The sequence below is a fragment of the Methylotuvimicrobium buryatense 5G genome, assembly GCF_000341735.1.
Taxonomy (GTDB): domain Bacteria; phylum Pseudomonadota; class Gammaproteobacteria; order Methylococcales; family Methylomonadaceae; genus Methylotuvimicrobium; species Methylotuvimicrobium buryatense.
This window is the reverse complement of sequence record NZ_KB455575.1, coordinates 582,798-609,745: the sequence shown is the minus strand read 5'-3', so window position 1 is coordinate 609,745 and position 26,948 is coordinate 582,798. Positions and strand designations below refer to the sequence as shown.

The 26,948-nt window shown below is 48.5% G+C and carries 24 protein-coding genes, 1 tRNA gene, 1 other RNA gene and 1 pseudogene; 7 read left to right on the top strand and 20 right to left on the bottom strand.

The features are described from left to right. The first annotated feature begins 46 nt into the window (after positions 1-46). Positions 47-1,903, top strand: a complete 1,857-nt coding sequence (gene treZ / locus METBU_RS0102880) for a malto-oligosyltrehalose trehalohydrolase (protein WP_026129995.1) — start codon at positions 47-49, stop codon at positions 1,901-1,903. Between the two features lie 119 nt (positions 1,904-2,022). Beyond that, positions 2,023-2,436 carry a VOC family protein gene (locus METBU_RS0102875; RefSeq protein ID WP_017839188.1) on the top strand — a complete coding sequence of 138 codons (414 nt, stop codon included), beginning with the start codon at positions 2,023-2,025 and terminating at the stop codon, positions 2,434-2,436. A 5-nt stretch (positions 2,437-2,441) separates the two neighbouring features. On the opposite strand, the gene queA is transcribed toward METBU_RS0102875, so the two are convergent. Continuing rightward, positions 2,442-3,464, bottom strand: a complete 1,023-nt coding sequence (gene queA / locus METBU_RS0102870; RefSeq protein ID WP_026129994.1) for a tRNA preQ1(34) S-adenosylmethionine ribosyltransferase-isomerase QueA — start codon at positions 3,462-3,464, stop codon at positions 2,442-2,444. An 89-nt stretch (positions 3,465-3,553) separates the two neighbouring features. On the opposite strand from queA, the gene METBU_RS0102865 reads away from it, so the two are divergent. Then, positions 3,554-3,640 (top strand) — tRNA-Leu (locus tag METBU_RS0102865). A gap of 203 nt (positions 3,641-3,843) precedes the next feature. Here METBU_RS0102865 and METBU_RS29180 read toward each other — a convergent pair. Further along, positions 3,844-4,137: pseudogene (locus tag METBU_RS29180) on the bottom strand (restriction endonuclease); the annotation flags it as partial. A gap of 222 nt (positions 4,138-4,359) precedes the next feature. On the opposite strand from METBU_RS29180, the gene METBU_RS0102855 reads away from it, so the two are divergent. Both METBU_RS0102855 and METBU_RS0102850 read left to right on the top strand, forming a co-directional pair. Further along, complete coding sequence (locus METBU_RS0102855; protein ID WP_017839186.1) at positions 4,360-4,821, top strand: helix-turn-helix domain-containing protein; 462 nt, start codon at positions 4,360-4,362, stop codon at positions 4,819-4,821. After that, positions 4,818-6,086, top strand: a complete 1,269-nt coding sequence (locus METBU_RS0102850) for a type II toxin-antitoxin system HipA family toxin (protein ID WP_017839185.1) — start codon at positions 4,818-4,820, stop codon at positions 6,084-6,086. Before METBU_RS0102855 ends, METBU_RS0102850 begins: the two co-directional genes overlap by 4 nt. 91 nt (positions 6,087-6,177) lie before the next feature. Here METBU_RS0102850 and METBU_RS0102845 read toward each other — a convergent pair whose 3' ends face one another. From METBU_RS0102845 to METBU_RS0102820, 5 genes are read right to left on the bottom strand one after another with little or no spacing between them, the layout of a single operon-like run. Next, a complete protein-coding gene (locus tag METBU_RS0102845; RefSeq protein WP_017839184.1) occupies positions 6,178-6,477 on the bottom strand; it encodes a hypothetical protein in 300 nt (99 codons plus the stop codon). 13 nt (positions 6,478-6,490) lie between these two features. Next, a complete protein-coding gene (locus METBU_RS0102840) occupies positions 6,491-9,553 on the bottom strand; it encodes a type I restriction endonuclease subunit R (RefSeq protein ID WP_017839183.1) in 3,063 nt (1,020 codons plus the stop codon). Between the two features lie 3 nt (positions 9,554-9,556). After that, positions 9,557-10,738, bottom strand: coding sequence for a restriction endonuclease subunit S (locus tag METBU_RS27905; protein WP_017839182.1), 1,182 nt, complete (start codon positions 10,736-10,738; stop codon positions 9,557-9,559). Beyond that, positions 10,731-12,215 (bottom strand): type I restriction-modification system subunit M, encoded by a 1,485-nt coding sequence (locus METBU_RS0102825; protein WP_017839181.1) that lies wholly within the window; start codon positions 12,213-12,215, stop codon positions 10,731-10,733. The genes METBU_RS27905 and METBU_RS0102825 overlap by 8 nt, the downstream gene beginning before the upstream one ends. Beyond that, on the bottom strand, positions 12,212-13,711 hold the full coding sequence (locus METBU_RS0102820) for a type I restriction-modification system subunit M (RefSeq protein ID WP_017839180.1): 1,500 nt from the start codon (positions 13,709-13,711) through the stop codon (positions 12,212-12,214). The genes METBU_RS0102825 and METBU_RS0102820 overlap by 4 nt, the downstream gene beginning before the upstream one ends. Positions 13,712-13,927: 216 nt before the next feature. Here METBU_RS0102820 and METBU_RS27900 point away from each other — a divergent pair, with 216 nt between their 5' ends. After that, the gene (locus tag METBU_RS27900; protein WP_175421686.1) at positions 13,928-14,137 is read left to right on the top strand and encodes a hypothetical protein; all 210 of its coding nucleotides are present in this window, start codon (positions 13,928-13,930) and stop codon (positions 14,135-14,137) included. A 54-nt stretch (positions 14,138-14,191) separates the two neighbouring features. Here the strand turns inward: METBU_RS27900 and METBU_RS0102810 are convergent, their stop codons facing one another. From METBU_RS0102810 to METBU_RS0102790, 6 genes are all read right to left on the bottom strand, one after another. Further along, positions 14,192-14,674 (bottom strand): hypothetical protein, encoded by a 483-nt coding sequence (locus METBU_RS0102810; protein ID WP_017839179.1) that lies wholly within the window; start codon positions 14,672-14,674, stop codon positions 14,192-14,194. Further along, complete coding sequence (locus METBU_RS0102805; RefSeq protein ID WP_017839178.1) at positions 14,671-14,919, bottom strand: UPF0175 family protein; 249 nt, start codon at positions 14,917-14,919, stop codon at positions 14,671-14,673. The genes METBU_RS0102810 and METBU_RS0102805 overlap by 4 nt, the downstream gene beginning before the upstream one ends. After that, entirely contained in the window at positions 14,919-15,131 is a 213-nt protein-coding gene (locus tag METBU_RS0102800; RefSeq protein WP_017839177.1) for a hypothetical protein, read from the bottom strand. The genes METBU_RS0102805 and METBU_RS0102800 overlap by 1 nt, the downstream gene beginning before the upstream one ends. A 137-nt stretch (positions 15,132-15,268) precedes the next feature. After that, positions 15,269-15,643: a transfer-messenger RNA gene (gene ssrA / locus METBU_RS25755) on the bottom strand. A 536-nt stretch (positions 15,644-16,179) separates the two neighbouring features. Beyond that, positions 16,180-17,766, bottom strand: a complete 1,587-nt coding sequence (locus tag METBU_RS0102795) for a GTPase (protein ID WP_017839176.1) — start codon at positions 17,764-17,766, stop codon at positions 16,180-16,182. Next, entirely contained in the window at positions 17,747-19,483 is a 1,737-nt protein-coding gene (locus tag METBU_RS0102790) for a GTPase (RefSeq protein ID WP_017839175.1), read from the bottom strand. The genes METBU_RS0102795 and METBU_RS0102790 overlap by 20 nt, the downstream gene beginning before the upstream one ends. 157 nt (positions 19,484-19,640) lie before the next feature. Here METBU_RS0102790 and METBU_RS0102785 point away from each other — a divergent pair, with 157 nt between their 5' ends. Next, positions 19,641-20,060, top strand: coding sequence for a hypothetical protein (locus METBU_RS0102785; RefSeq protein ID WP_017839174.1), 420 nt, complete (start codon positions 19,641-19,643; stop codon positions 20,058-20,060). Positions 20,061-20,203: 143 nt separating this feature from the next. On the opposite strand, the gene METBU_RS0102780 is transcribed toward METBU_RS0102785, so the two are convergent. The 7 genes from METBU_RS0102780 to rlmD all read right to left on the bottom strand — a co-directional run bounded on the left by METBU_RS0102780 (position 20,204) and on the right by rlmD (position 26,948). After that, positions 20,204-20,878 carry a DUF2959 domain-containing protein gene (locus METBU_RS0102780; protein ID WP_017839173.1) on the bottom strand — a complete coding sequence of 225 codons (675 nt, stop codon included), beginning with the start codon at positions 20,876-20,878 and terminating at the stop codon, positions 20,204-20,206. Next, positions 20,878-21,495, bottom strand: a complete 618-nt coding sequence (locus METBU_RS0102775; protein WP_235726370.1) for an amino acid kinase family protein — start codon at positions 21,493-21,495, stop codon at positions 20,878-20,880. The genes METBU_RS0102780 and METBU_RS0102775 overlap by 1 nt, the downstream gene beginning before the upstream one ends. Next, a complete protein-coding gene (pabB, locus tag METBU_RS0102770; RefSeq protein WP_017839171.1) occupies positions 21,438-22,811 on the bottom strand; it encodes an aminodeoxychorismate synthase component I in 1,374 nt (457 codons plus the stop codon). Before pabB ends, METBU_RS0102775 begins: the two co-directional genes overlap by 58 nt. Positions 22,812-23,464: 653 nt before the next feature. Beyond that, a complete protein-coding gene (gene truA, locus METBU_RS0102765) occupies positions 23,465-24,283 on the bottom strand; it encodes a tRNA pseudouridine(38-40) synthase TruA (protein WP_017839170.1) in 819 nt (272 codons plus the stop codon). Between the two features lie 14 nt (positions 24,284-24,297). After that, a complete protein-coding gene (locus tag METBU_RS0102760) occupies positions 24,298-24,786 on the bottom strand; it encodes a L,D-transpeptidase (protein ID WP_017839169.1) in 489 nt (162 codons plus the stop codon). A 161-nt stretch (positions 24,787-24,947) separates the two neighbouring features. After that, complete coding sequence (locus tag METBU_RS0102755; RefSeq protein ID WP_017839168.1) at positions 24,948-25,493, bottom strand: plasmid pRiA4b ORF-3 family protein; 546 nt, start codon at positions 25,491-25,493, stop codon at positions 24,948-24,950. Between the two features lie 111 nt (positions 25,494-25,604). After that, positions 25,605-26,948, bottom strand: a complete 1,344-nt coding sequence (rlmD, locus tag METBU_RS0102750; RefSeq protein WP_017839167.1) for a 23S rRNA (uracil(1939)-C(5))-methyltransferase RlmD — start codon at positions 26,946-26,948, stop codon at positions 25,605-25,607.

Here is a 26,948-nt window from a genome sequence, read left to right as displayed (position 1 = left end):
GATCGCAAAAGTTGCGGTCGCTAAAGGCCGCGTAAGGTTAAAGCTTATGTCTATCGTAAAACGTCTACACTCCATGCCGTTCGGCTCTCATATACTCGACGACGGACGCGTCAATTTCCGCTTGTGGGCGCCCGGCGCGAAGCAAGTCGAACTTTGTTTACAAGGTTTGGCTCCGGAAACACGATTGCTGATGGCCCCGGAAGATGATGGCTGGTTCGGCATTACTACCGAATTGGCCAGCGCGGGATTTTATTACCAATACCGAATCGATAAAAAAATACAAGTTCCCGATCCTGCCTCCCGATATCAACCGCAGGATGTCCACGGTTCCAGTCAGGTCATCGATCCTAGCGAATGGCAATGGCAAGACAATGATTGGATAGGCCTGCCTTGGGAAGATTCGGTCATTTACGAATTGCATGTCGGCACTTTCAGTAAAGAAGGCACATTCGCCGGCGTTAAAAAACATCTAGACCACTTGGTCGATTTAGGCGTCACCGCATTGCAATTGATGCCGATCGCCGACTTCCCCGGGCGCTGTAATTGGGGTTACGACGGTGCTCTGTTATTTGCCACCGACAGCCGCTACGGGACACCCGACGACTTAAAAGACTTGATTGCCAGCGCTCATGCCAAGGGTCTGATGGTTTTCAACGATGTGGTTTACAATCACTTCGGACCGGAAGGCAATTATCTGCATCATTACGCGCCGGCATTTTTCAGCGATCGAACGCATACGCCGTGGGGCGCGGCGATAAATTTCGACGGCGAACACAGCCATTGGGTACGCCAGTTTTTTATCCATAATGCCTTGTATTGGCTTGACGAGTTTCATTTCGACGGCCTACGCCTGGATGCGGTACATGCCATTTTCGACGAATCCGACCCGGATTTTTTGAGTTGTCTGGCCGAAGCCGTGCGCCGGGGTCCGGGTTTCGACCGGCAAATTCACTTGATACTGGAAAACGACGCCAATGCCGCGCATTACTTGAGGCAGAATTCGGAGCACCCGGAACGTTATTTTACCTCGCAGTGGAATGACGACTTTCATCATACACTACACGCACAGTTGACCGGCGAACACCAAGGTTATTATCAAGACTACGGCGAGCAGCCGATTCAACACCTGGGGCGGTGTCTTGCCGAAGGCTTTGCCTACCAGGGAGAGATTTCCGGATACCGAGACGACAATCCGCGCGGCGAACCGTCGAAGGATCTACCGCCGACCGCTTTTGTCAATTTTCTCCAGACTCACGACCAAATCGGCAACCGAGCCTATGGCGAACGCTTATCGGCTCTATGCTCGCCCGAAGCGTTACGAGCCGCAACCGCGATATTGCTGCTAGCCCCTGCCCCGCCGTTGTTGTTCATGGGACAGGAATGGGCCTGCAGCCGTCCTTTCAACTACTTTGTCGACTTCTCCGACGACTTAAATAAGCAAGTCGCCGAAGGCAGGCTCAACGAATTTGCCAAGTTCCCCGATTTCAAACCGAACCCCAAAAAGCCGATTCCGACGCCGAATGAGCCGGAAACCTTCGAGTCGGCAATACTGGATTGGAACGAAATCGACGAAACGCCGCATCTGCAATGGCTCGAATATCACCGAAAACTATTACGCATTCGAAGCCGGTATATTCGACCGAGACTCTACGGATTGACCGGAGGGCAAGCCGAATACCGAGTTCTCAATGAACATGCGTTATGCGTGCAATGGCCGATGAATGATGGAAGCATTTTAAAAATGATCGCCAACCTCGGCAGCGAACCGGCTTGGGTCAACTGCTTTAGCGATGGCGAAGTCTTGTTTGCCGCCGAACCGGACGCGTCCGAACGTGTCGAACAGGGCCGGCTGACGCCTTGGTCGGTAATTTTTCTATTGGCCGAAGCCGATGCCGAGTCTTAAGCTTTCTCGAAGCGCAAAAAGCTAGTTGCCATGGCGCTTTCCGATAAGCAAGAGGCCGATGCCGGCTTTCAAGCGCGCCAAGCCGATGCTGATAGCTCTTATCCTCAAGGAGTCCAGTCATGCTCCAGATTAAAAATATCGACCATGTCGTGATCCGGGCCCGAAACCCGGAAACGATGATCCGCTTCTATTGCGATGTGCTGGCTTGCCATCTCGAAAAATCGTCGGAAAAAATCGGCTTGTATCAATTGAGAGCAGGAGCCTCATTGATCGACATCGTCTCGGTCCAAGGCGAACTCGGCCGCCAAGGAGGCCGGGCTCCGAGCGAAGAGGGTCGGAACATGCATCATTTTTGCCTGCGTATCGACCCGTTCGATGAACAAGAAATCAAACGGTACTTAGTAGAAAAAAGCGTTAGCTACAGTGATATCGAAATACATTACGGAGCAGAAGGCTACGGACCTTCGTTGTATATCGAAGATCCGGAGAATAATGTTATCGAGCTGAAGGGAGCGGCAAATAGTAATTTATGAGCGCATCAACGTGTCAAGAACATCGCATCGCCGTAACTGAAAAAACGGTATTCTTGTTCTATGGCATGCCGATAAGCCTTCATAATATTGTCGTAACCGGCAAACGCCGAAACCAGCATCAATAACGTAGACTCGGGCAAATGAAAATTGGTCAGCAAAACATCGACCGATACAAATCGGTAACCCGGCGTAATGAACAAATCGGTATCGCCAAAACCGGGCTCAAGTCTGCCGCTCCTCGAAGCCGATTCCAATGCCCTTACCGCCGTGGTGCCGATAGCGATGACACGTCCGCCACGAGACTTGGCTTGCTCGACTGCTTGGACTGTTTCAGGCGAAACCGCATAATATTCCTTATGCATTAGATGCTGAGACAAATCCTCGGCTCGAACCGGTTGAAACGTACCGCTCCCGACATGCAGCGTCACAAACGTTTTTGGTACGCCCTTTGCGTCTAACTGATCAAGAATAGCTTGGCTAAAATGCAGGCCGGCAGTCGGCGCCGCCACGGCACCCGCTTCCTTCGCAAATACGGTTTGGTAGCGCTCCAAATCGACAGCGTCGTCAGCCCGGTCGATATAAGGCGGCAACGGAATGTGACCGATGCTTTCCAGAATGTCGAGCACGCCGGCGTCGCCATCGAAGCGGAGCCTAAACAAGTCATCCTCCCTACCCTGCACTACGCAGCGATAATCTCGATCCAAATCGATAATCGTCCCGGCTTTGGGCGACTTACTCGCTCGTACATGCGCAATGGCTTCATGCCGATCGACGATGCGCTCGATCAAAATTTCCACCTTGCCGCCGGTTTGTTTTTGTCCGAATAGGCGCGCGGGAATCACCTTGGTATCATTAAATACCAATAAATCATCAGCCTCGACCAAATCGATAAAATCGCTGAACCGCTTATCGCGCAAATTCCCATTAGCGCCATCCAAACACAACAATCGGCTGCTAACGCGGTCAGGTAAGGGGTATTGAGCAATTAAATGCTCCGGTAAATGATAATTAAAGTCGCTTTTTTTCATGGCGCGCGATAATACCAGTTTGCTCCGAATAATGACACTTAAAAAAACATTGGACAATTGAAAAAATTTCAATATAATATCCGTTCTTTGCCGGGGTGGCGAAACTGGTAGACGCGCTGGATTCAAAATCCAGTGGTAGCGATACCGTGCCGGTTCGATTCCGGCCCTCGGTACCAAAGAATAATCAAGGCTTTAGCGGATTTTCCGTTAAGGCCTTTTTTTATTGCCTTTTGAAAAATGCGATACTGCCGCAGCAAAAGCGACCCACTGTTTTTTATTGAGTTGCCGGATTTCAATTCTCCCATCAACATTGCAATAAACAAGCTTGTTTACATCACTAACCTCATCAGTTTTATGTAATTGTCCTCGACGTCGGATTTCACTTGCTCTTCGTTGATTTTTGCCTATCGCACATCAAATTTCGGCGCTTCAATATATTCTCCCTCCGGGAGAAAGCTAGGATGAGGGGATAAAAAAACGAAATTTGATGTGCGAACACTATATGATTGAGTCGCTCGAAAAACATGCGGGCGCATTCAATCTTCGAATGCGCGATCATCCAATTCGGATTGTAGTCACCGACCGGCGTCGACATGAAAAAGCCTTTCGGCAGTTTGGCGTTGACCACTACTTCATCACGGGTGCCGAGTTCGGCTACAAAGTTCCGTTCATTTTGGGAATCGGCGGCTTACTCGACTGTTCGACAACGAGAGCGCTACGGCCAAAAGGCAATATATACTCATCGCAGATGAAAATTCGGCCTCGGGGTGCCCGTTAAAGGACGCCGTAAATACGTCCATGTAGGCTCTATGCCAGCTCCATGCTGGCAAAGCCTTTATCGAGCACCCCGAGGCCTCCTCCGGCACTGCCGAAATTTGAAGTGCGAAAGGTATATATGCTGCCTTTTATGCTGCTGGTGTGGCACCCCTCAAAAGCAACGGATAAGTTGCCTTTAGATATGAAAGCAACTAATATGTTGCTATCCATCGTGAAAGCAACATATGTGTTTACTAAGATGAATTCTTTACTCCACCAGATAAAACAACGGCGACTGACACTCGACCTCAAGCAGAACGACATGATGTTGCGTGTAGGCGTATCTCGTCAGCAATATCAGCGCATGGAATCAAAAGGAAACCCTAGGCTAAACACCTTGGAGTTGATAGCGAAGGGCTTGAATAGCGAACTTATGCTCATACCAAAGGAAAAGCTTGGCGCTGTCATAGCGCTGCTTGAACAGGAGAGTTCCGAGCTAGGTAAGGAGCATATATGCCAGGCGACAAAAACTGCAAAAGAAGAGGCAAAGAAAAGTCTTTCAGATGATCCATGGCAGGACTTGCTGGGGGATGATTCATGAGCGAAGCCCAAGTCGATGAGATAAACGTAATCAAGTTGAGCCTGCACGACAGGCTGGTTGGGTATTTGGCTGGCTTTCAAGGCGGTAGAAATGTACTGAGCTTTACCGAGGAATTTAAAAATGATGCAAACCGTCCTACCTTTAGTTTGATTACTCACCCAGCGTTTCCTCATTCTAAAAAAATAATGGCGGAACCATGGACAAGAAACCAAAGGCTGCACCCTACATTGTCCAATTTACTTCCGGAGGGGTCACTGAGAGAGTTGATTGCTCAAGGACTCAAAGTTCATGTCGACAACGAGTTCCATATTCTTTCCTATTTAGGTGCTGACCTGCCTGGCGCCTTGGTGGCCGAGCCGATGGAACCAGACGATGTTCCAGATAGTGTTCTCAATACTCACGGCAAAGCTCGAGCAATAAAGTTTGACAATGTATCACCGGAAAACAAATTTTCATTGGCCGGCGTTCAGATGAAATTTTCCATGAAGGAAAAAGACGGACGTTACAATCTTTCCAAAGGCGATGTCTTGGGCGATTGGATTGTAAAAACGCCTTCTACCAAGCATAAAGATGTGCCGGTAAACGAATATACCGCAATGAAACTTGCGGAATTGGTCGGAGTGGACATTCCGGAAATTAAGCTGGTTGAGCTAAATAAACTCGATAATCTTCCGCAGATAAATCTGCCCGATGAAAAGCTAGCCTTCGCAATCAAACGCTTTGATCGCGATAATGATGCGCGCATCCACATGGAAGACTTTGCCCAGGTGCTGGTTAAATACGCCCATGAAAAATACAACTCGGCAAACTACGAACAAATAGGCCGAATTATTTACGGTTTTTCTGGTGATGGTTTGGCCGATGCACAACAATTCGCTAGGCGATTGCTTGTCAACATTCTTCTCGCAAATGGCGATGCACATCTAAAGAATTGGAGTTTGATTTATTCAGATAAAATCACGCCAAGGCTTTCACCCGCGTACGATATTGTTACCACGAGCTTATATATCGACGGTGAACGACATTTCGCACTGAATTTAGGCAAGACTAAAGAGTGGTATGACGTATCCTTGGCAAACTTTCAGTCATGGGCTAATCGTGCCGAGATTCCATGGAGAGTAATTAAACCCCACTTGGATGATGTCATGGAGAAGGCTCGAAATCTTTGGCGAGAGGCTATCAAAGATCTCCCCATGAATGAGGCGCACAAGCAGAAACTGAAAGGCCATTGGATTAATTTACACGAGGACTTTCGAATCAAATAGAGTTTGAAAATATCATGATTATTAAACCCAGGGTTTAACAACAATCGGCGAAATTTCAAACAAAGACCCACCAAAGCAGCCCATTCGTCATTCAAAGTCTTTTGATCAACGACAAAACATTTAGGGGGCCATTATAGTTTGCGCCTCCTTTGTCGGGCTGATATATGACAAGACTGTAAAACGCCTGAATCAGCTGTTCATTGCGATCATCTTCAAAATCCCTTCCAACCGTTTGTAGCACTCCAATTCCCGGTCGAGCCTGCAACGGAACCGGCATACCATTAGCCTCGAGTTCAGAATCCTCATGCAAAGAGAGATAGAGTTCACGATCACACTTTGTACGAAGAAACATCGACATGGTGCTTTTTGAGATTCTTTTTCTGACGGTCATGCGTCCATCCCTGTTAGTAATGTTCTTCGATGTAGGCGTAAGCCTTATTAAACAGCTCTTTATCTTTACCCAGCCCAAATTGCGCAAGCGTCACCAGAAGCGCCTTTTGGATTTCACGCGGACCACTATTGGAGTTTTGCCAACCTTCGAAACGGGTGGCTTTGACGATTTTGTCGATCTGCTCAACCACATCGCCTATTAACTTTGGTGTTGTTTCGGGCCGGGTTTCCAGGAAGAGCTTGGTTAAGGCCTGTTTGTTGTCCTCTTCGGTAACGACGCGGTCGCCCGTTTCGCGCTCGGCTTGCACGGTTTCCTTGGCTGCGTCTAACAGTCCTTTTAACCAGTCGATCGCTTTAATCACACCGGCTTCGTAGTCTTGGCGCAGCTTTTCCAGGCGCTCACCCAGCTCGATAAATTTCGGATCGGTGTGACCTCGCAGGCGCCCCATTAAGTTAATCTCCAGTCGCTTCGCGCGCTGTTCTTGTTCTTTTTCAGTCAGGGTAAAAATAGCGTGTTCATCCATGATCAGCTCATCGATATCGTCGCGGATGCGGTTGATATCGGTATGCTCGTGGATCATCTTGATGGTTTCAGGGCCCAATGCCGCCCACACAAGAGCGCCGGTTTGGCCTACAGGGCGGACGGACTCATAGATTTGCGCCAGCCATTTATAATCCTTTCTGAAAGGACTTAAGAATGGGTCAGGATTAATAGCTGACCATAGCTTGGACAACACACCGAAGCTGGCGGCGAACTCATCGCGCTTTTCATTGGTCGGCAAACATTCTTGCGCGGCCATAATGCCTTCGAAGCCTTCTAGTGTGCGGTCCACATCGGGGAAGAAGTCCAGGCACTTGTTTAGCTGAGCAGGCAGCAGCTCTTTAAAGGCCTCAATGCCTTCCACTACGCCATCAATCTCTTCCGGATTGTAGGCCAGCGCGGTACGCAGGTTTTCAAATACGCCGAGGTAGTCAATGATCAGGCCCATGTCTTTGCGCACCTCGTCCGTTTCGTACAAGCGATTGGTGCGACACATGGCCTGTAACAGGGTGTGATCGCGCAGGGGCTTATCCAAGTACATGCAATAGCAAATCGGCGCATTAAATCCGGTGAGCAACTTGGCGGTCACGATAATCAGCTGTATCGGGTGCTTGGGATCTTTGTAGCTCTCGATTAAGTCCTTCTGAGCCTGATCTTCGGCATCAATCTGCTGCCAACGCTCGAAATCTGTCTGCTGAATCGGCAGTTCTAAATCGTCATGCCACTTGCGCCAGTCTTTGTTGAGCTTGTCTTTTTTACCGCCTTCTCCGGCTTTTACCGGTGCTTGGTCGACGTTCATCACCACATCAACGGCATCAAAGCCGAGTTTTTCACCGAGCAAATAGTACATCTGCACGCAAGCGTCGCGGTCGTACACCACCACCATGCCTTTCATCTTTTTCGGCTTCACATGGCTGGTAAAGTGCTCGGCAATATCGGAGCTGACTGCGGCCATGCGTTTGGGTGCTTTGAGCATCACAGCCAATTTACCTGCACGCTTGGAGAGCGCCGCCTTTTCTTCTTCGTCCAGGTTGTTTTCTTGGGCCAGCTGTTCAAATTCTTGGTTAATGGCGTCACGGTCTACGCGCAGTTCAGCCAAGCGTGGCTCAAACTTAACCGGGTTGGTGGCGCCATCGCGAATGGATTGTTTGTAGCTATAGCGGTTCATATAGCGGCCGGGGTCCTCCTCGGCGCCAAATAGTTTGAAGGTGTTGCGGTCAATGCCCGAAATCGGTGTACCGGTTAACCCATAGAAATGCGCATTGGGAAGGGCCCAGCGCATCTTCTCGCCCAAGCCGCCCTCTTGGGTGCGGTGGGCTTCGTCTACGAGCACGATGATGTTGTCGCGGTTATTCAGGCCATTGGGGCTGCACTCGTCAATCTCGACCTCTTTAAACTTGAAGATGGTGGAGATCAATATGCCACGGCTGTCTTGCTCGATATGCTCACCGAGCTTCTTGCAGCTTTGCACCTTGATGAGGTTTTTAACATCCGCACCGCCAAAGGTTTCGTTGATTTGACTGTCCAGGTCGCGGCGGTCGACCACGATCAATACGGTGGGATTTTTAAGCGCATTTTCGGCGCGCAGCATTTTGGCGGCATAGAGCATTAACAAGGATTTACCCGAACCCTGGAAGTGCCAGATCAGGCCTTTTTTCGGGTAACCTTTGCGCACACGCTCCACAATCTGCTTTGCAGCTTCAAACTGCGGGTAGCGCGGTAGAATTTTAATGCGCTTGGGTGGCGTGTTCTTGCCGATTTTTACCGTTGAAAACAACGCGAAGGATTCGAGTAACTGCAACAACGTTTGCGGGTTTAACAAACCTTCGCAACTGTCGAGTACCGAAGCCATGCCAGGCAGTATTTCATTTCGCTGATCTGTGTTGTGCCAAGGCCCCCAATCTTTTACCCGGGCATTGATGGCGCCGTAAGCAAAGGTTTTGCCTTCACTGGCGAAACACAGCAAGTTGGGCACAAAGAAGGGTTCAACGTTTTTCCAGTAGTGCTTTTTGCCACCCATAAAATCGGCGGCACCGTCTTGCCAGGTAACACTCGGGCGGGTAGCGGTTTTCACTTCACCCACCACCAAGGGAATGCCATTCACATACAGCACAATATCAAAATAGACTTCGGTGGCCGCGATATAGTGCACTTGCTGCGCGACCACAAAATGGTTGTTGTCGATATTGTCGAAATCAATCAGATTGATGGTGATATGGTCGCCGTTCTCGCCAAAGGGCAAGGTTTTCTCGGCCATCAACCATTCATGGAAGTTTTCATTGGCCTTCACCAAGCCGGTGTGGCGCGCTTCCAGCACCACACCACGCAGTTTGTAGATCACTTCATCCGCATAATCCGGCTGCTTGGCGATATCGGGGTTTAACGAACACAACGCGTCTTTAAGCCACTCATCGACAAAGATATCCTGCGCTTGTTTGGGCAGGCTCTCACCGTGGCAGTAAGTCCACTTTACGCCGCTTAAACCTTTTAAGCGGTCAATCATTCCATTTTCTGTGACGGTTTGTTCGTTAAACATATGTTACCCCAAATAATTTCCTACTATTTCCTGCCTAATTGAGTTTGCTCTTTCTTCCTTAGAGCGAATAGTGCTGAGTAATTCACGGTACCCATCCAAAATTAGTGCAGTTTTTTCCTGCAAATGCTTTGGTGGCTTAGGAACCCAAAACGTAGAAAAAGAATCAGAGCTTAATCTCTTGGTGCCATGAGTGGATGTGCTAACGCTCGATAGGAACTTTGGCGAGCTCGCAATTAGCCAATTGAGAATAAATCGAGGGCAAAAATCCTCATCGACTTCTATAGCCTTCATATCCTGATTGAAAGCCGCTGTAACATTGGTTATTCCAACCGGGAACGTATGTGCCAGTATCATTCCTCTTACAACAAATAGTATTGTATTCTCAGATATAATTTTTGAACCTGACTTTGCACCTTCATCAGTTATAGTATCTATAGATTCCGATAGATTTACCGTCTTCATGTCTTTTGGGCTGAACCAAGGAATTGAACCTCCCCAATATTCAGATTTCGACTTTGAAGGTGTTCCACCGCTAAGAAACTTGCCTACCAAATCAAACCTAACCTCATCCCACGACTCAGGTATCAAGCCGCAATTCGCTTGCCTTTTTGGTTCATCACTCTTACATCCGTACAACAATTCTTGCATTAACAGCGGCACAAGATTTTCGCCAGAACTAATAGCCGCCCTTGCATAATTATTGATATTTTCTGAAGCTAAAAGAATGTTTTTCTTTTCTGAAAGCGTATTCAATGAGGACTTGGTAGTAGAAAACTCTGCAATTGATTTGAATTTAGTTCTGGGTGATAGCGACCCAGATGATGTGTTTATTGCCGTCATCCAAAATATATTTGATTGAACTATATGCGCCAGTAAATCCCTGTCGAAGTTTGCCTTTGGCTCCATAACAATAATGTCACCTGAGCATATCCCATCAAACTCAGCAATAGCCGCCTTTTTTAGGTATGGACGGCGCTTCCCAAAAAGGATATGCCCTTTTTTAAAGACTCGGGTAAAACTTGGGTTATCTTCAGCAATCATTCCCCAGCGTTTGATTTTTAGCGAACCGGAATCCAAATGTTCTAAGCCGATGTAGCGTTCATAGCCATCGGCAATCGGGTCTTTGGTGGTGAGCTTTACTTCACGGCAAATATCACCAAATTTAACGGTTTGTTTATCAGTCATTGTTTTTTACCTCGTAACCTAACTGCGCGAGGCTCTGGAATAATTTATTGGTCTGTTTCTTCAATTGCACACGGCTGACTTTCCATGCCTCGATGGCATGTTCAATATCGTGTACTTCGCCATTGCTTTGTGCTTGCACATAGAGCGGAATCGACAGGTTGTAGAGGTTTTCTTTGATGGTGTCGATATCAACCAAAGCCGTGATGTCGCTTTGCTTGTCAGGTGCAAAGTAGGCTTCACACAGCACGGCTAAATCCTCATCGGATAAGCGGCTGTGGGCGCGCGCTCGGGTTACGTGTTCTACGCCATTAATAAACAACACCTTGTTTTTGCGCTCGGCAGGTTTATTGCAATTAAGCACCACCACGCAGGATTCCATCGGCGAGTTGTAGAATAGGTTTGGCCCAAGGCCAATCACCGCTTCGATAATGTCGGATTCAATCACCTGTTTACGGATGCTTTGCTCGGAATCGCGGAATAGTACGCCGTGCGGCCAGAGCATGGCGGCGCGGCCAGTGTCGGGTTTTAGGCTAAGGATGATATGGGTATAAAACGCATAGTCGGCACAGCCTTGTGGTGGCACGCCATACAGATTACGGCCATAGGGGTCGGCGGCAAACTTGTCGCGGTTCCACTTTTTGATGGAGTAAGGCGGGTTGGCGAAAATGACATCAAACTGCTTGAGCTGGTCGTTTTCAATAAACTTGGGTTCAGCCAGGGTGTCGCCGCGCAGCACATCGAATTCTTCAATGTCGTGCAGGAACATGTTCATACGGGCGATGGCTGAGGTGAGCAAATTTACTTCTTGGCCATACAAATGCACACTGCGCCATTCTTCACCGCGTTCGCGCAGATCCATCACCGCGTTAAGCAACATACCGCCAGTGCCGCAGGTGGGGTCGTAGGCGGTTTCACCGGGTTTCAAGCCCATGATGCGGGTCATCAAATGCACCACGGTGCGGTTGGTATAAAACTCGGCAGCGGTGTGGCCGGAGTCGTCGGCGAATTTTTTGATTAAGTATTCGTAAGCTTCCCCCAGATCATCCTGAGCAACGGATTTAATACCCAGCGGAATTTTACTGAAGTGTTCAATGAGGTCGGCCAGCAGGTGATCGGGCAGACGCTCTTTGTTGGTCCACTGGGCATCGCCAAACACCCCATGCAAGCGCGGATTGTTCGCTTCAATTAAGCGCAGCGCGTTTTGAATGGCTTCACCAATGTTTTTGCTGGTGTTGCGCACCTTTTCCCAACGCGCTTCTTGTGGAATATCAAAACGGTGGAACATGGGCATGGCGGCGTATTCGGCATCGCCTTCGTGAATCTCCAACGCTTCGGCGTATTCTTCTAAGTACACGTCGGACAGGCGTTTATAAAACAGCAGAGGGAAGATGTACTGTTTGTAGTCTGAGGCGTCGATTTGGCCGCGTAAAAACTCGGCCGCACCCCAAAGGAGGTTTTCTAAATCTGCTTTTTTCATATCTCAAAACCCTCTTGGATCAGTAGGGCTTCCAATTCGTCTTCGGCTTGTTCCAATGCGGCGAGCTTTTGTTGAAAATCTCTCAAAGCTTCCTCAACCGTTATGGTTTCTTCTTCCAGTGGCTTTTGGACATAGCGCGCAATGTTCAGGTTGAAGTCGTTTTCTTCGATTTCACTGATTGGAACCCAGCGCGCAACCCCTTCAATTTCTGCAGCTTTAGGGCCCTGTTGAATCTGGCTTTGGTAGATAGCGTAGATTTCATCGGCTTGATCATTGCTTAGGGTGTTTTGCGCTCGACCTTTGGTGAAGATTTCTTCGGCATTAACGATCAGCACATGATCTTTATGAGTCTGCGGGCGTGATTTGCGTAGCACGAGAATGCTGGCTGGAATGCCTGTGCCATAAAAGAGGTTCGATGCCACACCGATAATGGCTTCAATGCGATTCTCTTGTAGTAGTTTGGTGCGGATGGCACCTTCAGCTCCGCCACGGAACAGCACGCCATGTGGCAAAACGACGGCCATTCGGCCCTTGTCATTTAACGAGGCGAACATGTGCTGTACCCAGGCAAAATCGCCGTTAGTTTTGGGAGCCAGGCCATACTGTTTGCGGCCGAACGGGTCCGCCGACCAAAGATCATAGCCCCATTCTTTGAGGCTGAATGGCGGGTTGGCGATTACACAATCAAAGGTTTCCAACCGATCGCTGACCAGAAACTTAGGGTCACGCAATGTATCGCCGCGCACAATATCGAAGTCTTCCTGGCCATGGAGAAACAGATTCATGCGCGCAATGGCTTCGGTGGTTAGGTTCTTTTCTTGGCCTTTGATTTTTAGCAGGCGTGGATCACCGCCGTTTTCTTTAACGTGATGGATGGTTTCCAGCAACATGCCGCCGGTGCCGCATGCGGGGTCGTAGACACTTTCACCGGCTTTGGGGTCAAGAATATTGACCATTAAGCGAACAATTGTGCGCGGGGTATAGAATTCGCCCGCCTTTTTGTTGGCCTTATCTGCAAAGCGTTTAATCAGGTATTCGTACGCACGACCCATATCGTCATCGCGTACGCTGGCGACACCGAGATTCACCTTATTGAAATGATTGAGCAGTGTGCTTAATAGTTCATCTGACAGGCGATCTTTGTTGGTCCAGCTGGCATCACCAAAAATGCCATGGAGCTTTGGGTTTGCCAGCTCGATGCCTCTGAACGCATCCTTCAGAGCCTGGCCGACGTCTTTCGTTCGATTGAATACATGGCTCCAGTGGCAGTTTTCTGGAATCTGTATGCGATGGAACATATCGCCCTTGGCAAGCTCTTCATCACCCACTTGCGCCAAGGCTTGATCAAACTCCTCGTCGTAGACATCGCATATCCGTTTGAAAAACAGAACCGGAAAAATGTACGTTTTGTAGTCAGAGGCGTCTATGGGGCCGGTGATGATATGAGCGGCGTGCCATAGATGGGCTTCGAGGTCTTTTAGGGATATCAACGTCATTAATGTTTGTTCTCTTGGGGTTCAGGCTCATAGCCTGGCGCGAGCTGCAGATTATCCACCCCGTATACTGGCTCGTTACGTAGCCCAGACTTTTCGCTATCAGTGCTTGCGTTTCAGCTTCCCCCCGTGTCAGGATAGTTGCCGCCATAGCGATATTTGGGATTGACGGTTAAGGTGATTTGCTCCAGTGGTTCATCGGGTGTCAGTTAGTTCGTCTTGCAAGCCATAGGCGTTGATGAACAAGCGGTTGTTTTCTTCCTCCAGCTGTTGCATTTCCATGGTTGTCTGGTGGTTTTGTTGCTGCCATTTGTATCAAATAAAAATCCACCTTCAGAATATCTAACTCCTAAGTATGAAGAACTTATTCTTGACCATACCGGAGATCTGACTAAACGCCCGCGCACCTATGTGGGGCGTATTTTTTGATGTTGTTGGTGTTCATTCGAATGGGCAGTCCAATTTTAACCAGCGGTGCGGCAATTACTTCGTGTCTGAGGAAATTAAGAGATTTTGCCTGATTTGTTCCATAAGGCGAGACGATAAATACATGCCATGTTGTCCGGTTAATTTGTTAATATGCCGCCAAACTTGTACCGGGGTCAGGATGTCGGATTTTGCCATCAGCAACAATAAGCCAAGGGTACCCATGACTTTTAACCCAAGACGCTGGGCTTTTTTTCGGGCCAACAAATCGTCCAGAATGACAAAGTCGGCCAGTGTTTCTTGCGCCAATACCATGGCGGACAATTCGCCGCGATGGAGTTGGCCTAATGCGCCTCTGAGGTAAGCGTCACCGGTGTTCGATAATGCTTTAACAAGCATGAAGCTGGGCAAACTGTCATCGCCTAATTCTGCTTTGACGTCTTCCGGCACCAAAATCTCGGTCGCGCAATGCGTTAGTAAATGCAGACAATTGATCTTGCCAAGGAAAATAATCGGGCTGGTGTTCAAGACTATTTTCATAGTTTGAGGTCATCAACCGTTGCTATATCTTCTAAAACACATTGATCGGCTATTCGGTAACCTTGATCGAAATGTTCTATTAAGCGGTCGTTGAACGCTTCGAAACTAAGTCCGGCAATATGTGCGGCACTGGCGAAACTGATTTTACCTGCATGGTACAAGCTTGCCGCCAGGAAAAATTCAATGGCATGCTGACCTAGTGGTTGCAAGACTTCTTCAAATTCGGGTTGTAATTCTACTAACATCATTGGCTCCCAATAGTGCTATCGATACAGCGGCCGGCATAGATTTCCTCTCTCGTACAAGGACTTTCATCAACGACGGGGCGACTAAAACGCTCGAAAAAAACATCCCATTCGCCGGCTGATTGAAAAGGCTCTTCCTTACCAGCCGAAGTAGAATAGGTCGCCGCCTTGCGCGCACGTTGTTTGATCGTGTCTGCAATCAATTCTTGCAACCATTCATCGGGCGTTTTTCCATTAAAAGGTGAAAGTCCGCGACGACCAAGTCCGCAACTCCTTGGCAAATAAGGCCTGTAGCGCGGGACACAGGCATAAAAAAAGGTGAACTGAGATCAGTTCACCTTCTTGAATTTGGTGGAGGCGGCGGGGATTGAACCCGCGTCCGCAAGCACTCCGCCACAAGCTCTACATGCTTATCCTGATCTTTTGATTTAACCGCCGGCTACCCGTCAGGCCAAGAAAACCGTCGGCGATTCCGTTAGGTTTTAGTGCGTCAGCTCCGGACAGGCATCGGCACGATCTTATGTGCTGTGACCCCTGAGTGATCCGAAGATCCTACCCGCATAAGCACAGATAGTCAGAGGAATGGTGGCTGTTTTTATGCAGCCAAAGCCATTGAGTAGTTTTCGTCGTTTGCGAATACTTTATTTCAGTAGGTTTTACGAGCTGTACTGTGCTCGGCATGCACTCAAGGTTTTGCTACCCACGTCGAAGCCATGTCGCCCCCTTAGTGTTGCGCGATATTAACAATTAAATTCATCATTAGCAAATGTTAATTTATTATCGCGCTTCGAACTTGCCTCTTTCCGTTTCTGCATCGTTCGCATATAAAGACCTTCTTAATGACCGACAGTTCCTTAAGTTTAAATTTAATTTTGGATATGTTTGGGTGAGCGGTGAGCGGTGAGCGGTGAGCGGTGAGCGGTGAGCGGTGAGCGGTGAGCGGTGAGCGGTGAGCGGTGAGCGGTGAGCGGTGAGCGGTGAGCGGTGAGCGGTGAGCGGTGAGCGGTGAAATGATCCGGCATTTAACCCATTTGTCAAGTCCTAATTTCATCTTTCATCTTTCATCTTTCATCTTTCATCTTTCATCTTTCATCTTTCATCTTTCATCTTTCATCTTTCATCTTTCATCTTTCATCTTTCATCTTTCATCTTTCATCTTTCATCTTTCATCTTTCCTCTTTCCTCTTTCCTCTTTCCTCTTTCCTCTTCCCTCCTCTTTCCCTGCTCACCGCTTACAACTTACTGCTTACCAAAAAAACTTTAATCAACCAACATTCTAGCTAAACGACTATCAATTCGTATCGTTTCGATACTTTCTTGACTGCTCTCGCATTGTCGTATTATCTGCTCGACCTCTGCCGCAATTTCGTTACGTTGCTGACAAAGCCTCTCGATGGCATTGACGATCTCCGCTTCGATTTGTATCAGCCCTATCGCCGCGCCCTTTTTCAAACCTTTCAATGCGGCTTTTTCAAGCGATGGCTTGAGCTTTTTCAGGATGAAAAACGGAATCAGCCAACTGAGGCCTACAAACAAAACGCTATGGATCGCAAAGTTCGCCCCCAGATAGTTACGGTATTCCAAACTACTATGATAGTAACCGGAAAAAACCTGGTAACCGACAAAACTCATCGCGCCGAGCGGCAGTACGATTTCGCAAAACCGCATACCTTTTAAAAAAGCACGATGCGCGGCATGTCCGGGATTGGCCAAGGCCTGTCTGACCGCGAGTTCTGTTTGGTCATACATGAGTTTTTCGGCCTTGCCTCGTAATTGCAATAATGCGCGTTTCAGCGCAGCTGTCGCCAACCCGTTGGCATCGGCATGTAGAATAAGGTCGTCGAGCGTATCCTCAAAACGGCTTTGCGCCCACGCATCCCATAACTCGCTTTGCTGCTGTTTCGACGCTTTATCATGTTCGGCATAATAACCGGCTAGATGTCGAAGCGGCCATTCGAAACCTTGCTGCAAAGTTCGACCGGTGTCCTGCCAGCTCCGTCGCCAGCGCTCAGCAAGATTTCGATAATCCAGGTCATTGCCGACATGATTCAAACAATCGGCCAATCTCATTTTCAATGCATCCTTTCGAGCCTGAGTATTTCGATATTCCAATTGTTTGACTGTGGTTTCGGTCGCAAGTGCTGCAATCGTCTCAGCCAAGTTTTCAAACTCGTCGGAGAAATCAGGTTCGCCGCAGGCAGTCTTGAAAATAATCGGGGCGTCAAATCCGGCCACGCTTAACTGTTCTTTAAAATCGCCGTATTGCACAGCCTCACCGCGATCCCATTGATTCATCACAAACAGCCAAGCATGACGCCCGCCTTCGGCCAGCAATAAACGCCAAGCTTTGTTATCCCGGTATCGTTCGGGACTGACGACATAAATCAATACATCGATATGCGGCAGCCATTGCCGCACGATTTCTTGATTATGCAAGGCTGTACTATCGAAATCGGGCATATCGATCCAGATGACATTTTTATTGGTTTCGTCATCGTGCTCGGCCTGACGGATTTCATCGAACGGTAGGTTTTCCGGCAATTTCGACAATTGCACTGCGCGATGGCGGTACATCGTCACTTCTCGCGACGTCGGACGCTCGATGCCGGTTCTTGCGATCGCCTGACCGGCCAAACGGTTCAATAATGTGCTCTTGCCGACACCGGTTCCGCCCATGAATGCGACGATCAGGGGCCGGGATAACGAACGGTCGATCAGCGACTCCGGCGTTCTCGAGTCGATCGCCTCAAGCTGTCTCGCCGTATGTTGGTCTATCCATCCGGCCGCTACTGCTCGTTCGGCCCAACGCTTGGTGTTTGCGACTAAATCAGAGTAATCGTAATCCATGTTTTTTATTCTTGAGTTGCTGCTCGGCCTGTTCTAATTGCTCCGGGGTAATATTGAAATAGCTGTCCGAGGACAATTGCTCGGGCAGTTTGAACAAGGCCTCTCGAAGGCATTCGATATAAAGTTTTTGCCTGACAATTTGCAATTGCCGCTGCTTGAGTTCCGCCTCGACCTTATTCAAATAGCTCCCCATCGCGCTTTCGGTCAAAAACGAAGTCACCGATAACATCGCAGGTGCTATGATTAAATCGTGCAGACCTAGTCCGCCAGCCTGAAGGGAAATGGCAACGGCAGCCGCATCGGTGGTCGCGCGGGTGGCTCTAAGACCGTTCAATACATAAGGCTGTTCCTGTAATTTTGCATAGAGGCGAAAAGCCGCGCTTTCGACTTCCTGCTGAAAATCATTATGATAACGCAGCACGGCATCGTTGAATTCTGCCAATAACGTATGCCGCCGATTGCGCAACAATCCGATACCACCCCGCCACCAAGCGCTGTCGCTATTTTGTTCGGTTTTTTCCAGCAATGCATCCATGATGCGTATCAATAAATGTTCCGCCAGATGATTCAATAAAGCAACCTCCTGACTGCTGTCGGTTATGCGAGATCTCTTCTCCCCTATTTTCATGACTTGCCTAATCGGCCAAGTTAGTGCTTTGCGAGTACCGACCAAAACTCTTGCGAGCCCGGGTATTTCCAACAAACTCAACAATTTTGCCAAGGCGCTTTGAAAAGTTTCGTAATAACGCGGATGATTCAAATAATCGTTTTGATACTGCGCTAACGACTGTTTGATCGATGCATCGACAAGGCTTCGCCATTCTTGCAATGCCAGGTGTTCCGCATGAACAGGCTCCAGCCACTCCTGCCAATGTTTAAGCAAAAACTCTTGAACCGCTTCATTGTAACGGCGGCGATTGACTTGGCGAAACAATTGCCGGACCGCCGACCGCTCGCTTTCCGGCCATGTTGGTGCGGCTTGTTTTTGATAGAATAGCGGCACGATAGTCGGGCAATCGTCGCTTCTCGATTGTCGCCATTTTTCGGTCAACGAACGGATTACGATATGCTCGCTACCTTCGGCCAGCTTGTTCACGCAAATTAAGGTCGGTTGACGCAATGTTTCAATCGAACTCATCAGCTCCCATACCGATTGGTCGGCATATTTCTCTTTGCTGACGACCAAAATCACAACATCGGCCAACGCAATCGAACGCATTAACGCCTCGCTGTAACCAATCGCGCCGATCGAATCGAAATCAGGGGTATCCCAAACCAAGCACTCGGGCAATAAATCGGATGACCCTATGTTCTCGGTCAAGGCATAACACTCGAGCCTGTCCTTACGTAATTCGTCTTGGCGCACTTGTTGAAAACGTCCAAAGAAATGCTGCACATTTTCGCAGTCTTCAAGTTTGACCGCATTACAAAAACCTTGCGCATGCACGGTAAATCCGGCCAACGGACTCACACCAGCCTGAGAGCTGTTCAGCAATAGATTGACCAAGGTACTTTTTCCGGCTTGCGTCGGACCAACTACGGCCACTTGTAAGGGTTGAAAAGTAAACCGTTTATGCATATCGGCCTTACGAATCGATGCTTCGGCCAAAATTTGCCGATCGATGCGTTGCTGATACACTGCCTTGACCGCATCGTTAGCGGTATGCGAAGAAACCGTTTGATAGCGTTGCTTTAGTAATTGAATAAATTCCAGCATATTGATGTGGCTTAGGTTTATAATCGCCAAGTAATTGGAGTGTTCGACTTCACAGCGGACACCGAACAGGAAAATGGAGTTTCCGAAAAATTAATTAGCTAATTAACATTATTATAAGAATAGTACACCAGACACTATAACGATTGAGGTTAACCCTATGAGGATTCTATCAGCCCTTTTGCTCTCCGTATTGACTTTATCGCTAACCGCCTGCGGTAGATCGGAACAAATTAACGGGCGAAGCAGCAGCACCGCTTACCGGTCGGTCAAAATGCTAAAGGAACGCTTGCCCCCGGAAAAACGAATTGAATTCGAAATCTCGTTCTGGACCATTCGTGACGCCTACAAAGACACCGCTGAATTTCTGTCTCAAGTCGACGGCAAAAATCCGGACGAAGTCATTGAAACAGGCCGGGAGATTTATCAGCAACGTAAAAACCAAGGTTTCAGGGAATACCAGCAATATAGCTCCTGGGAAGAAATGATCGACAAATATGCAAGGGAACGCCGCGAACAAGACCGACACATTAAACCCGACCAAAGAGATAAAGCGAACGACGTTCTTTACAAATTGTAAAAGCCCTAAGAGAGAAACATGCAGGGCGGATTTGTACCATCGATCCGCCCCTGCGAATTAGCGCAGAGAAAGCTTCGCGGCCCCTTACCCTAGGTTGTTAAGCGACTCGACGAACAGACTCTTTGCTGTTTAATGACCCCATTTCAAGCTGCGGGCAAGGCTTTTTGCTCGACCAAACCGGCGATAAAGCGGTTCGCTTCGAAAATGGTCTGCTCCATCGCTTGAACCAACTGCGTCATATCCATGCTGATTTCGATGAACTCATGCTCGATCGCGGCAATCGCTTGCGCGTTGAGATTGTGCTTCAAAAACAATACCTGATCCTTGAATGCCGCCAAAACCGGGTTGATTTTACTTTCGGCTCTGTGCATCGTTTTGATTAATTTAGCGTAATGCTGCTGGGATTGCCTTAATTGCTGCCGACTTTTGGTCTTCAACGAGCGATTACTATACTCGTCTATTTCGGCTTCCCATTCTGCAAACAACGCACCGGTGACTTCTTCGATCGCGCGAACGCGGCAACCGACCTCATCTGCCTTCGCCTTACAGAAATCGTATTGTTGCTGCAATAAGCGATATTTGGTTTCGAGCGTCGAATCGTCAACGACGACAATCGTTTTAAATCGATCCAAAGCACTTTCGAAATGAATTTTGGTTTCTTGCAAACTGCTGCAGGCTTGTTCGACATGCCTCACCACCATATCCCGTTTCGGATGCCCCATCGACTCCTTGGCCTGATAATAGGCTTGACGGGCTAATTTGCTCACCAAACGTCCGACCGAATTGAGCGTTTTTCGGGTTAAATTGTTATCTGCCATCAGAACTTATCTTTATTAACGACGCTTATTTTAAATCGGGCATTTTCGGTAACTACAGGAAAAGCCCGATCGACAATCCCTAATTCCGCAAGTTTGTTTACATCAGCGGCTTGCGGAATTTCAGCCGACTTGATCAAAATTAATTCATCGGCACCGAGTCTAACTGCGAGCCAAGCGGCAAGACTGTCGGAAGTTACTTCCCAACTTGCGGGGACACCGGCTTGATTAAGTTCATTGACATCGGGTGACCAAATGACCGATTTTCCTAGATCGAGCTGCCGAACAGTATCGGCAATCGACCCAGCCAATACACAATCGCGATGCATCGAATGCATTAGCAAGGCCATCTGCCGCATCGCCAAAAGAGCCATTGCGTGCGCGGTAATATCATCGAAATGCCAACGCTGTTGAGCCTGACGCACTTGTTCGGCAAAATCGCCGCCGCCGGGAACCCAAACACATCCTTCCCGGTAGAAAGCAGCCGCTTTGTCCATACACGATTTTAAAGTACCGCTGCATTCAAGACTACCGCCGAATTTTATGACCCGCAATCCGGCTTTCATGCAACCGTCAACTGACGTAAAACCGATATCATCGCCGAGGCTTTGTCGAAGCACTCCTGGTATTCCTCTTCCATCACCGAGTCGTTGACGATACCGCCGCCGGCCCAAAAACGGATCGTATCATCCGAATGCACCAAGGTTCTGATCGCAATATTGGTATCCATATTGCCGTCGAAACCCATATAGCCGATCGCTCCGCAATAAACACCCCGCCGATGCGGCTCCAATTCTTCGATGATCTGCATCGCCCTGATCTTTGGCGCACCGGTAATCGAACCTCCGGGAAAACAGCTTCTCAATAAGTCCAAACTATGCCGCCCATCTGCCAACTCGCCGGTAACCGTGCTAACCAAGTGATGCACCGTCGCATAACTTTCGATATCGAATAAACGGGGAACTTTAACGGAACCTTTTTTGCAAGTTTTACTGATATCGTTACGCAATAAGTCGACGATCATGACATTTTCGGCACGATCTTTCTTGCTGCTTTCCAACTGACTGATTTGATCCAGGTCGTCGGCGTGACTAGATTTCCTCGGGCGCGTTCCTTTGATCGGCTTGGTTTCGACAAAGCCGTCACGAAGCTTTAAAAAACGCTCCGGCGAGGAACTCAATACGGATGCCTCCGGCGTATTCATATATGCGCTAAACGGCGCCGAATTTAATTTTCGCAGTTTCAAATAAGCCGCCCAAGGATCGCCATGGCATGGTGCACTGAAACGCTGGGCAAGATTGACTTGGTAACAATCGCCATCTTTCAAATATTTTTTGATACGACTAAAGGCTTCGGCATAATCCGCCAGATCGAAGTTGGCTTCGACAGACCCCGTGACACGGAACACATTTTGAGCCCCCTCTTCCGGCAATCGGCTAAACAATGCCGTCAAATCCACCAATTGTGCTTCATCGAGGTAACCGACCAAGCGGCTGCGCCGCAACTGATGATCGACAATAACAGCCCATTCGTAAATACCGACCGCCATTTCGGCAATATTTTCGGCATCTCGCGCAATGACCGGTAGTTTTTCCAAGCGGCGGGCCAAATCGTAGGAAAAATATCCGATAGCGCCACCATTGAATGGCAAATCGTCGAATCCCGACCGCTTCGGTAGTAATTGTTTTTTAACCAATTCAAAAGGATCGTCGGTCGATTCGCTGACAACACCCCCCCGCTTGATCTTAGTGACATTTCCATGTGTGACTAAGGTGCAAACCGGATCGGCGGCGATGATATCGAAACAGCCATGTCGACTAACCGGATATCCGCTATCCAAAAACACCGCCCAAGGTTTACCGGCAAGCGGTGCGAACAAGCGAGCACTATCTTCGAAATATGGAAGTGGTTGATTGATGATTTTAGATAGCGACATTTAATAGAGAAAGAGGGGAACCGTTCGGAGTCATCCAAGTATCCGCAATGTTTGAGAACACAGCATCAAATGCCGATGAACAAGATTGCAATTTTATAACATCCTAGGGTATTTAAGAAACGTAAAAGGAAACGATACCATGACAAGCGCATTAATCTAAATTCGGTAGTTTATCCATGAAGTACATGAAGTTACTTTCATTACCCCGGATAATGAAAATACTCTGGGCGGTTAGGGTGCAGTAACTCGCCAAACAGGACGCTGTGAATACATCCATGTAAGCTTGACGGCGGCTTTCCCTACCGCCGACACCTGTCTGTCGAGAAACCGCACCCTATTTTGATCGCGTACTTTAGATGGCGCACTTTCACAGTAACGTTCATAAAGGCCAAGCATCGCCTCGGCAAATGAAAGCTCTTGGTGTTGGAGGGTGCGGTCACTCGCCCGACAAGACGCCGTGAATACGTCCATGTAGGCTCGACGGCGGCTGTCCTTGCCGCCGACGCCTGTCGGTCGAGCAACCGCACCCTCTCCGGAACCGGCATTTTCTCTGCCGAGCTTCTTATATCGAAAAATTAGATAAAGAACCCAAATCTACGAACTTTTACAGTAAAAAAGGCTTTGTATGAAGTCATCACTGGAAGCGCTATAATTTAAACTTTCGGACGATCATCGAAACGTTTTGCATCGGACGGCAGTTTATCGAATACCGGATGCTTAGTAATGCCGTAATGTTCCGGATAATAAACGCCACCTAAATACAAGCCATCGGGCGGCGCTGTGATTCCGCCTTGATCGCGATCCTTGATCAACAATAATTCTTGTGCCCAATCGACCGGCTGTTTATCCATACCGATTTCCATCAACACGCCGGCAATGTTTCTGACCATGTGGTGCAAAAACGCATTGGCCGAAATATCCATAATGACCTTTTCCTGTTCGCGGTAAACATCGATAAAATGCATCATGCGGCAAGGACTTTTGGATTGACAGCCTTGCGCCCTGAACGACGAAAAGTCATGGTCGCCAATCAAATATTGTGCCGCTCGATGCATTTTATCGGCATCAAGCGACTGATAGCACCATGTGACTTGTTTGCGCAGCAACGCCGATTTCATCGGCCTGTTCAAGATGACATAGCGATAAAACCGGGCAATAGCGCTGTAACGGGCATGAAAATCGAAAACCGCCTGTTGCGCCCAAATAATCCTGATGTCATCGGGCAAATGCGTATTCCCGCCCATCATCCATCCGTACATAGATCGCTCGGCTTGCGTGTCGAAATGCACCACCTGCTCGAGCGCATGCACGCCGGCATCGGTCCGGCCCGCACAGATTATCGTAATCGGCTCGTCGGCGATTTTGGACAGTGCAGTTTCCAACTCGGATTGAACGGTGCGCCGCGCGGTTTGCCATTGCCAACCGAAAAAAGCGCTACCGTCGTATTCGATTCCTAAAACGATTCTAGGCATCTCAATCTAATAATTTATTCATGAATATAAACTTCGGTATTGATCGCAACGCGCTCGAATAAATCGATCAGATCGGCATTGATCATACGAATGCAGCCGTGCGATTCGGGCTTGCCGTTCATCAGTTCGTCGGGGCAACCGTGAATGTAAATATAACGCCAGGCCGTATCGACTGAACCGTAACGGTTTTTTCCCGGCTCGAGGCCGCCCAACCAGAGAATTCGAGTCAAAATCCAATCGCGTTCCGGAAATTGCTTGCCTAATTCCGGTGAATAAATCTCACCGGTCGGCCTACGTGCTTTGAAAACGGAATAGACAGGAATACCCTCACCGATTTTCGCGCGAATCTTATGCCAGCCGCGCGGCGTACATTCGCTGCCCCTCAATTCGCCGGCGCCGTTTTTTGCCGTAGAAACGGGATACGACTTTACAACCCTACCTTCATCGACAATTACCAATCGTTGCACGGGAATCGAAATGTCGATGAATGAGTTAGATTTCATGGGTTTATTAGTGAAGAGTGAATAGTGAATAGTGAATAGTGAATAGTGAATAGTGAATAGTGAATAGTGAATAGTGAATAGTGAATAGTGAAATGGTGCGACATTTTAACCGCTAGTCAAATCCTAATTTCCTCTTTCCTCTTTCCTCTTTCCTCTTTCACCTATAAATCCAGCAACTCGTCATTAACATCTGCCATATCGAAATAGGCCGGGTCGAATTCATCGATTGACAACCATTCGTGCATTTCATCATATTGCGGATTTTCCGGATCGCTTAGGATTTTGAGCAAGTTTTCATAACCTGGAATACCACCACAGTCTTCAGGCGGTGCTGCGCGTTCGCCTTCTATACAACGAGGCAAATGGCCGCCATTGTCATCGTTAGATAGGATTTTTTCTAGTGTAATCGTATGCATCCAACTATCGCCGAAATCGTATTCGTATTTAATTTCCTGCATTTCCTGATTCAGAAGCTCAGAAATCGTATGTTGACTTTCATCCTTTAAGTCAAACTCTTCGTCCGGTACGCCGTAAAAAACGCCATCGGCGATAAACTGATGCAAATGCGATTCAAACCATCCCATCGAAACTTGAATAATATCGTGCAATTGCTGCAAATTCGCGTCTTCCGATACCAATAAACGGCGCCAAATAGGTGGAGTAGAACCATCCAACGAAACTTTGATTTGATATACTTTATTTACCATTTTTTAACCTTTGAATTATTAAACGTATTATTTATCGATTTGATTTCATCATAGGCCCGCCCCCTTCGATAGGCGCGTCGATTCCGAATTGATGTTTATTGCCCTTTTCATTCACCGATCAGCGGCATTAAACAGCGCAATCGATTCCACATGCGCGGTTTGCGGGAACATATTCATGACGCCGGCTTTTACCAGTTTAAAACCTAAATCGTTCACCAGAATGCCTGCATCGCGGGCCAAGGTCGACGGATTACACGAGACATAGACGATACTTTCGGGCTGCCATTGCTTGAAATGATGCAATACCTCCGATGCGCCGGCTCGCGACGGATCGAGCAAAATTTTGTTATAGCGCTGTTTCGCCCACGGTAAATCGACAATCGCCTTGCTCAAGTCGGCTGCGTGAAACTCGACATTATCCAGATTGTTTAAGCGGGCATTCGCCCGTGCATGATTGACCAACGGCAAATCGCCTTCGATACCGACCACTTTCCCTGCATAACGAGCCATCGGCAAGGTAAAGTTTCCAAGCCCGCAGAACAAATCCAGCACGACATCGTCCTTAGTTAAATCCAACGCTTCAATGACCCGGTTGACCATTAGCCGGTTGATTTCATAATTGACTTGCGTAAACATCGCCGGTCTGAACCGGAATACAATATCGTGCTCCGGCAAAGCATAGGTCGGGGTTACTACCGGTTCGCCATCAATCGGCGCAATCGTATCGGGGCCTTTCGACTGTAGACACAAGGTCACATTATGCTTATGTGCAAAAGACCGCATTCGCTCCTTATCCTCGTCGGTCGGCGGCTCCAGTACGCGTACCGCAAGCACGCAATCCTCATCGCCGATCGCAACTTCGATTTGCGGAATTTTCTCTCTGATCGTCAAGCCGCCGATCATCTCCGATAAAGCCATTAAGCGCGTTCCGATAACCGGATGCATGACCTTACAGCTTTCGATCTCGGCCAAAAACGGTTGGCGCTTTTCGCGAAAACCGACGAGCACTCTGCCTTTTTTCGCGACATATTTGACACCCATGCGCGCCTTGCGCCGATAACCCCAATGCGGCCCGTCCAATGACGGCCAAATTTCGGGAATATCGAGCTTACCGATGCGTTTAAACTGCTCTTTCAGCAATTCCTCTTTAATATGGATTTGCTCGCTTGAAGCGACATGCTGAAAACTGCAGCCCCCGCATACGTCATAATGCGGGCATTCGGCCTCGACGCGGCACTCGGCCTTATTCAATAGCTTGACGACCCGGCCTTCGGCGAAATCGCGGCGAATGTCGGTATAGACAAATTCGAGTTCCTCACCCGGCAAGGCCGCATCGATAAATACCGCCTTGCCGTCTACATGGGCAACCCCTCGCCCGTCATGCGTCAGCGAATCGATGATGGTTTTAACGGGGGTGTCCGGTAATTTTTTACGTTCCCTTTTTCTCCGCGCCAT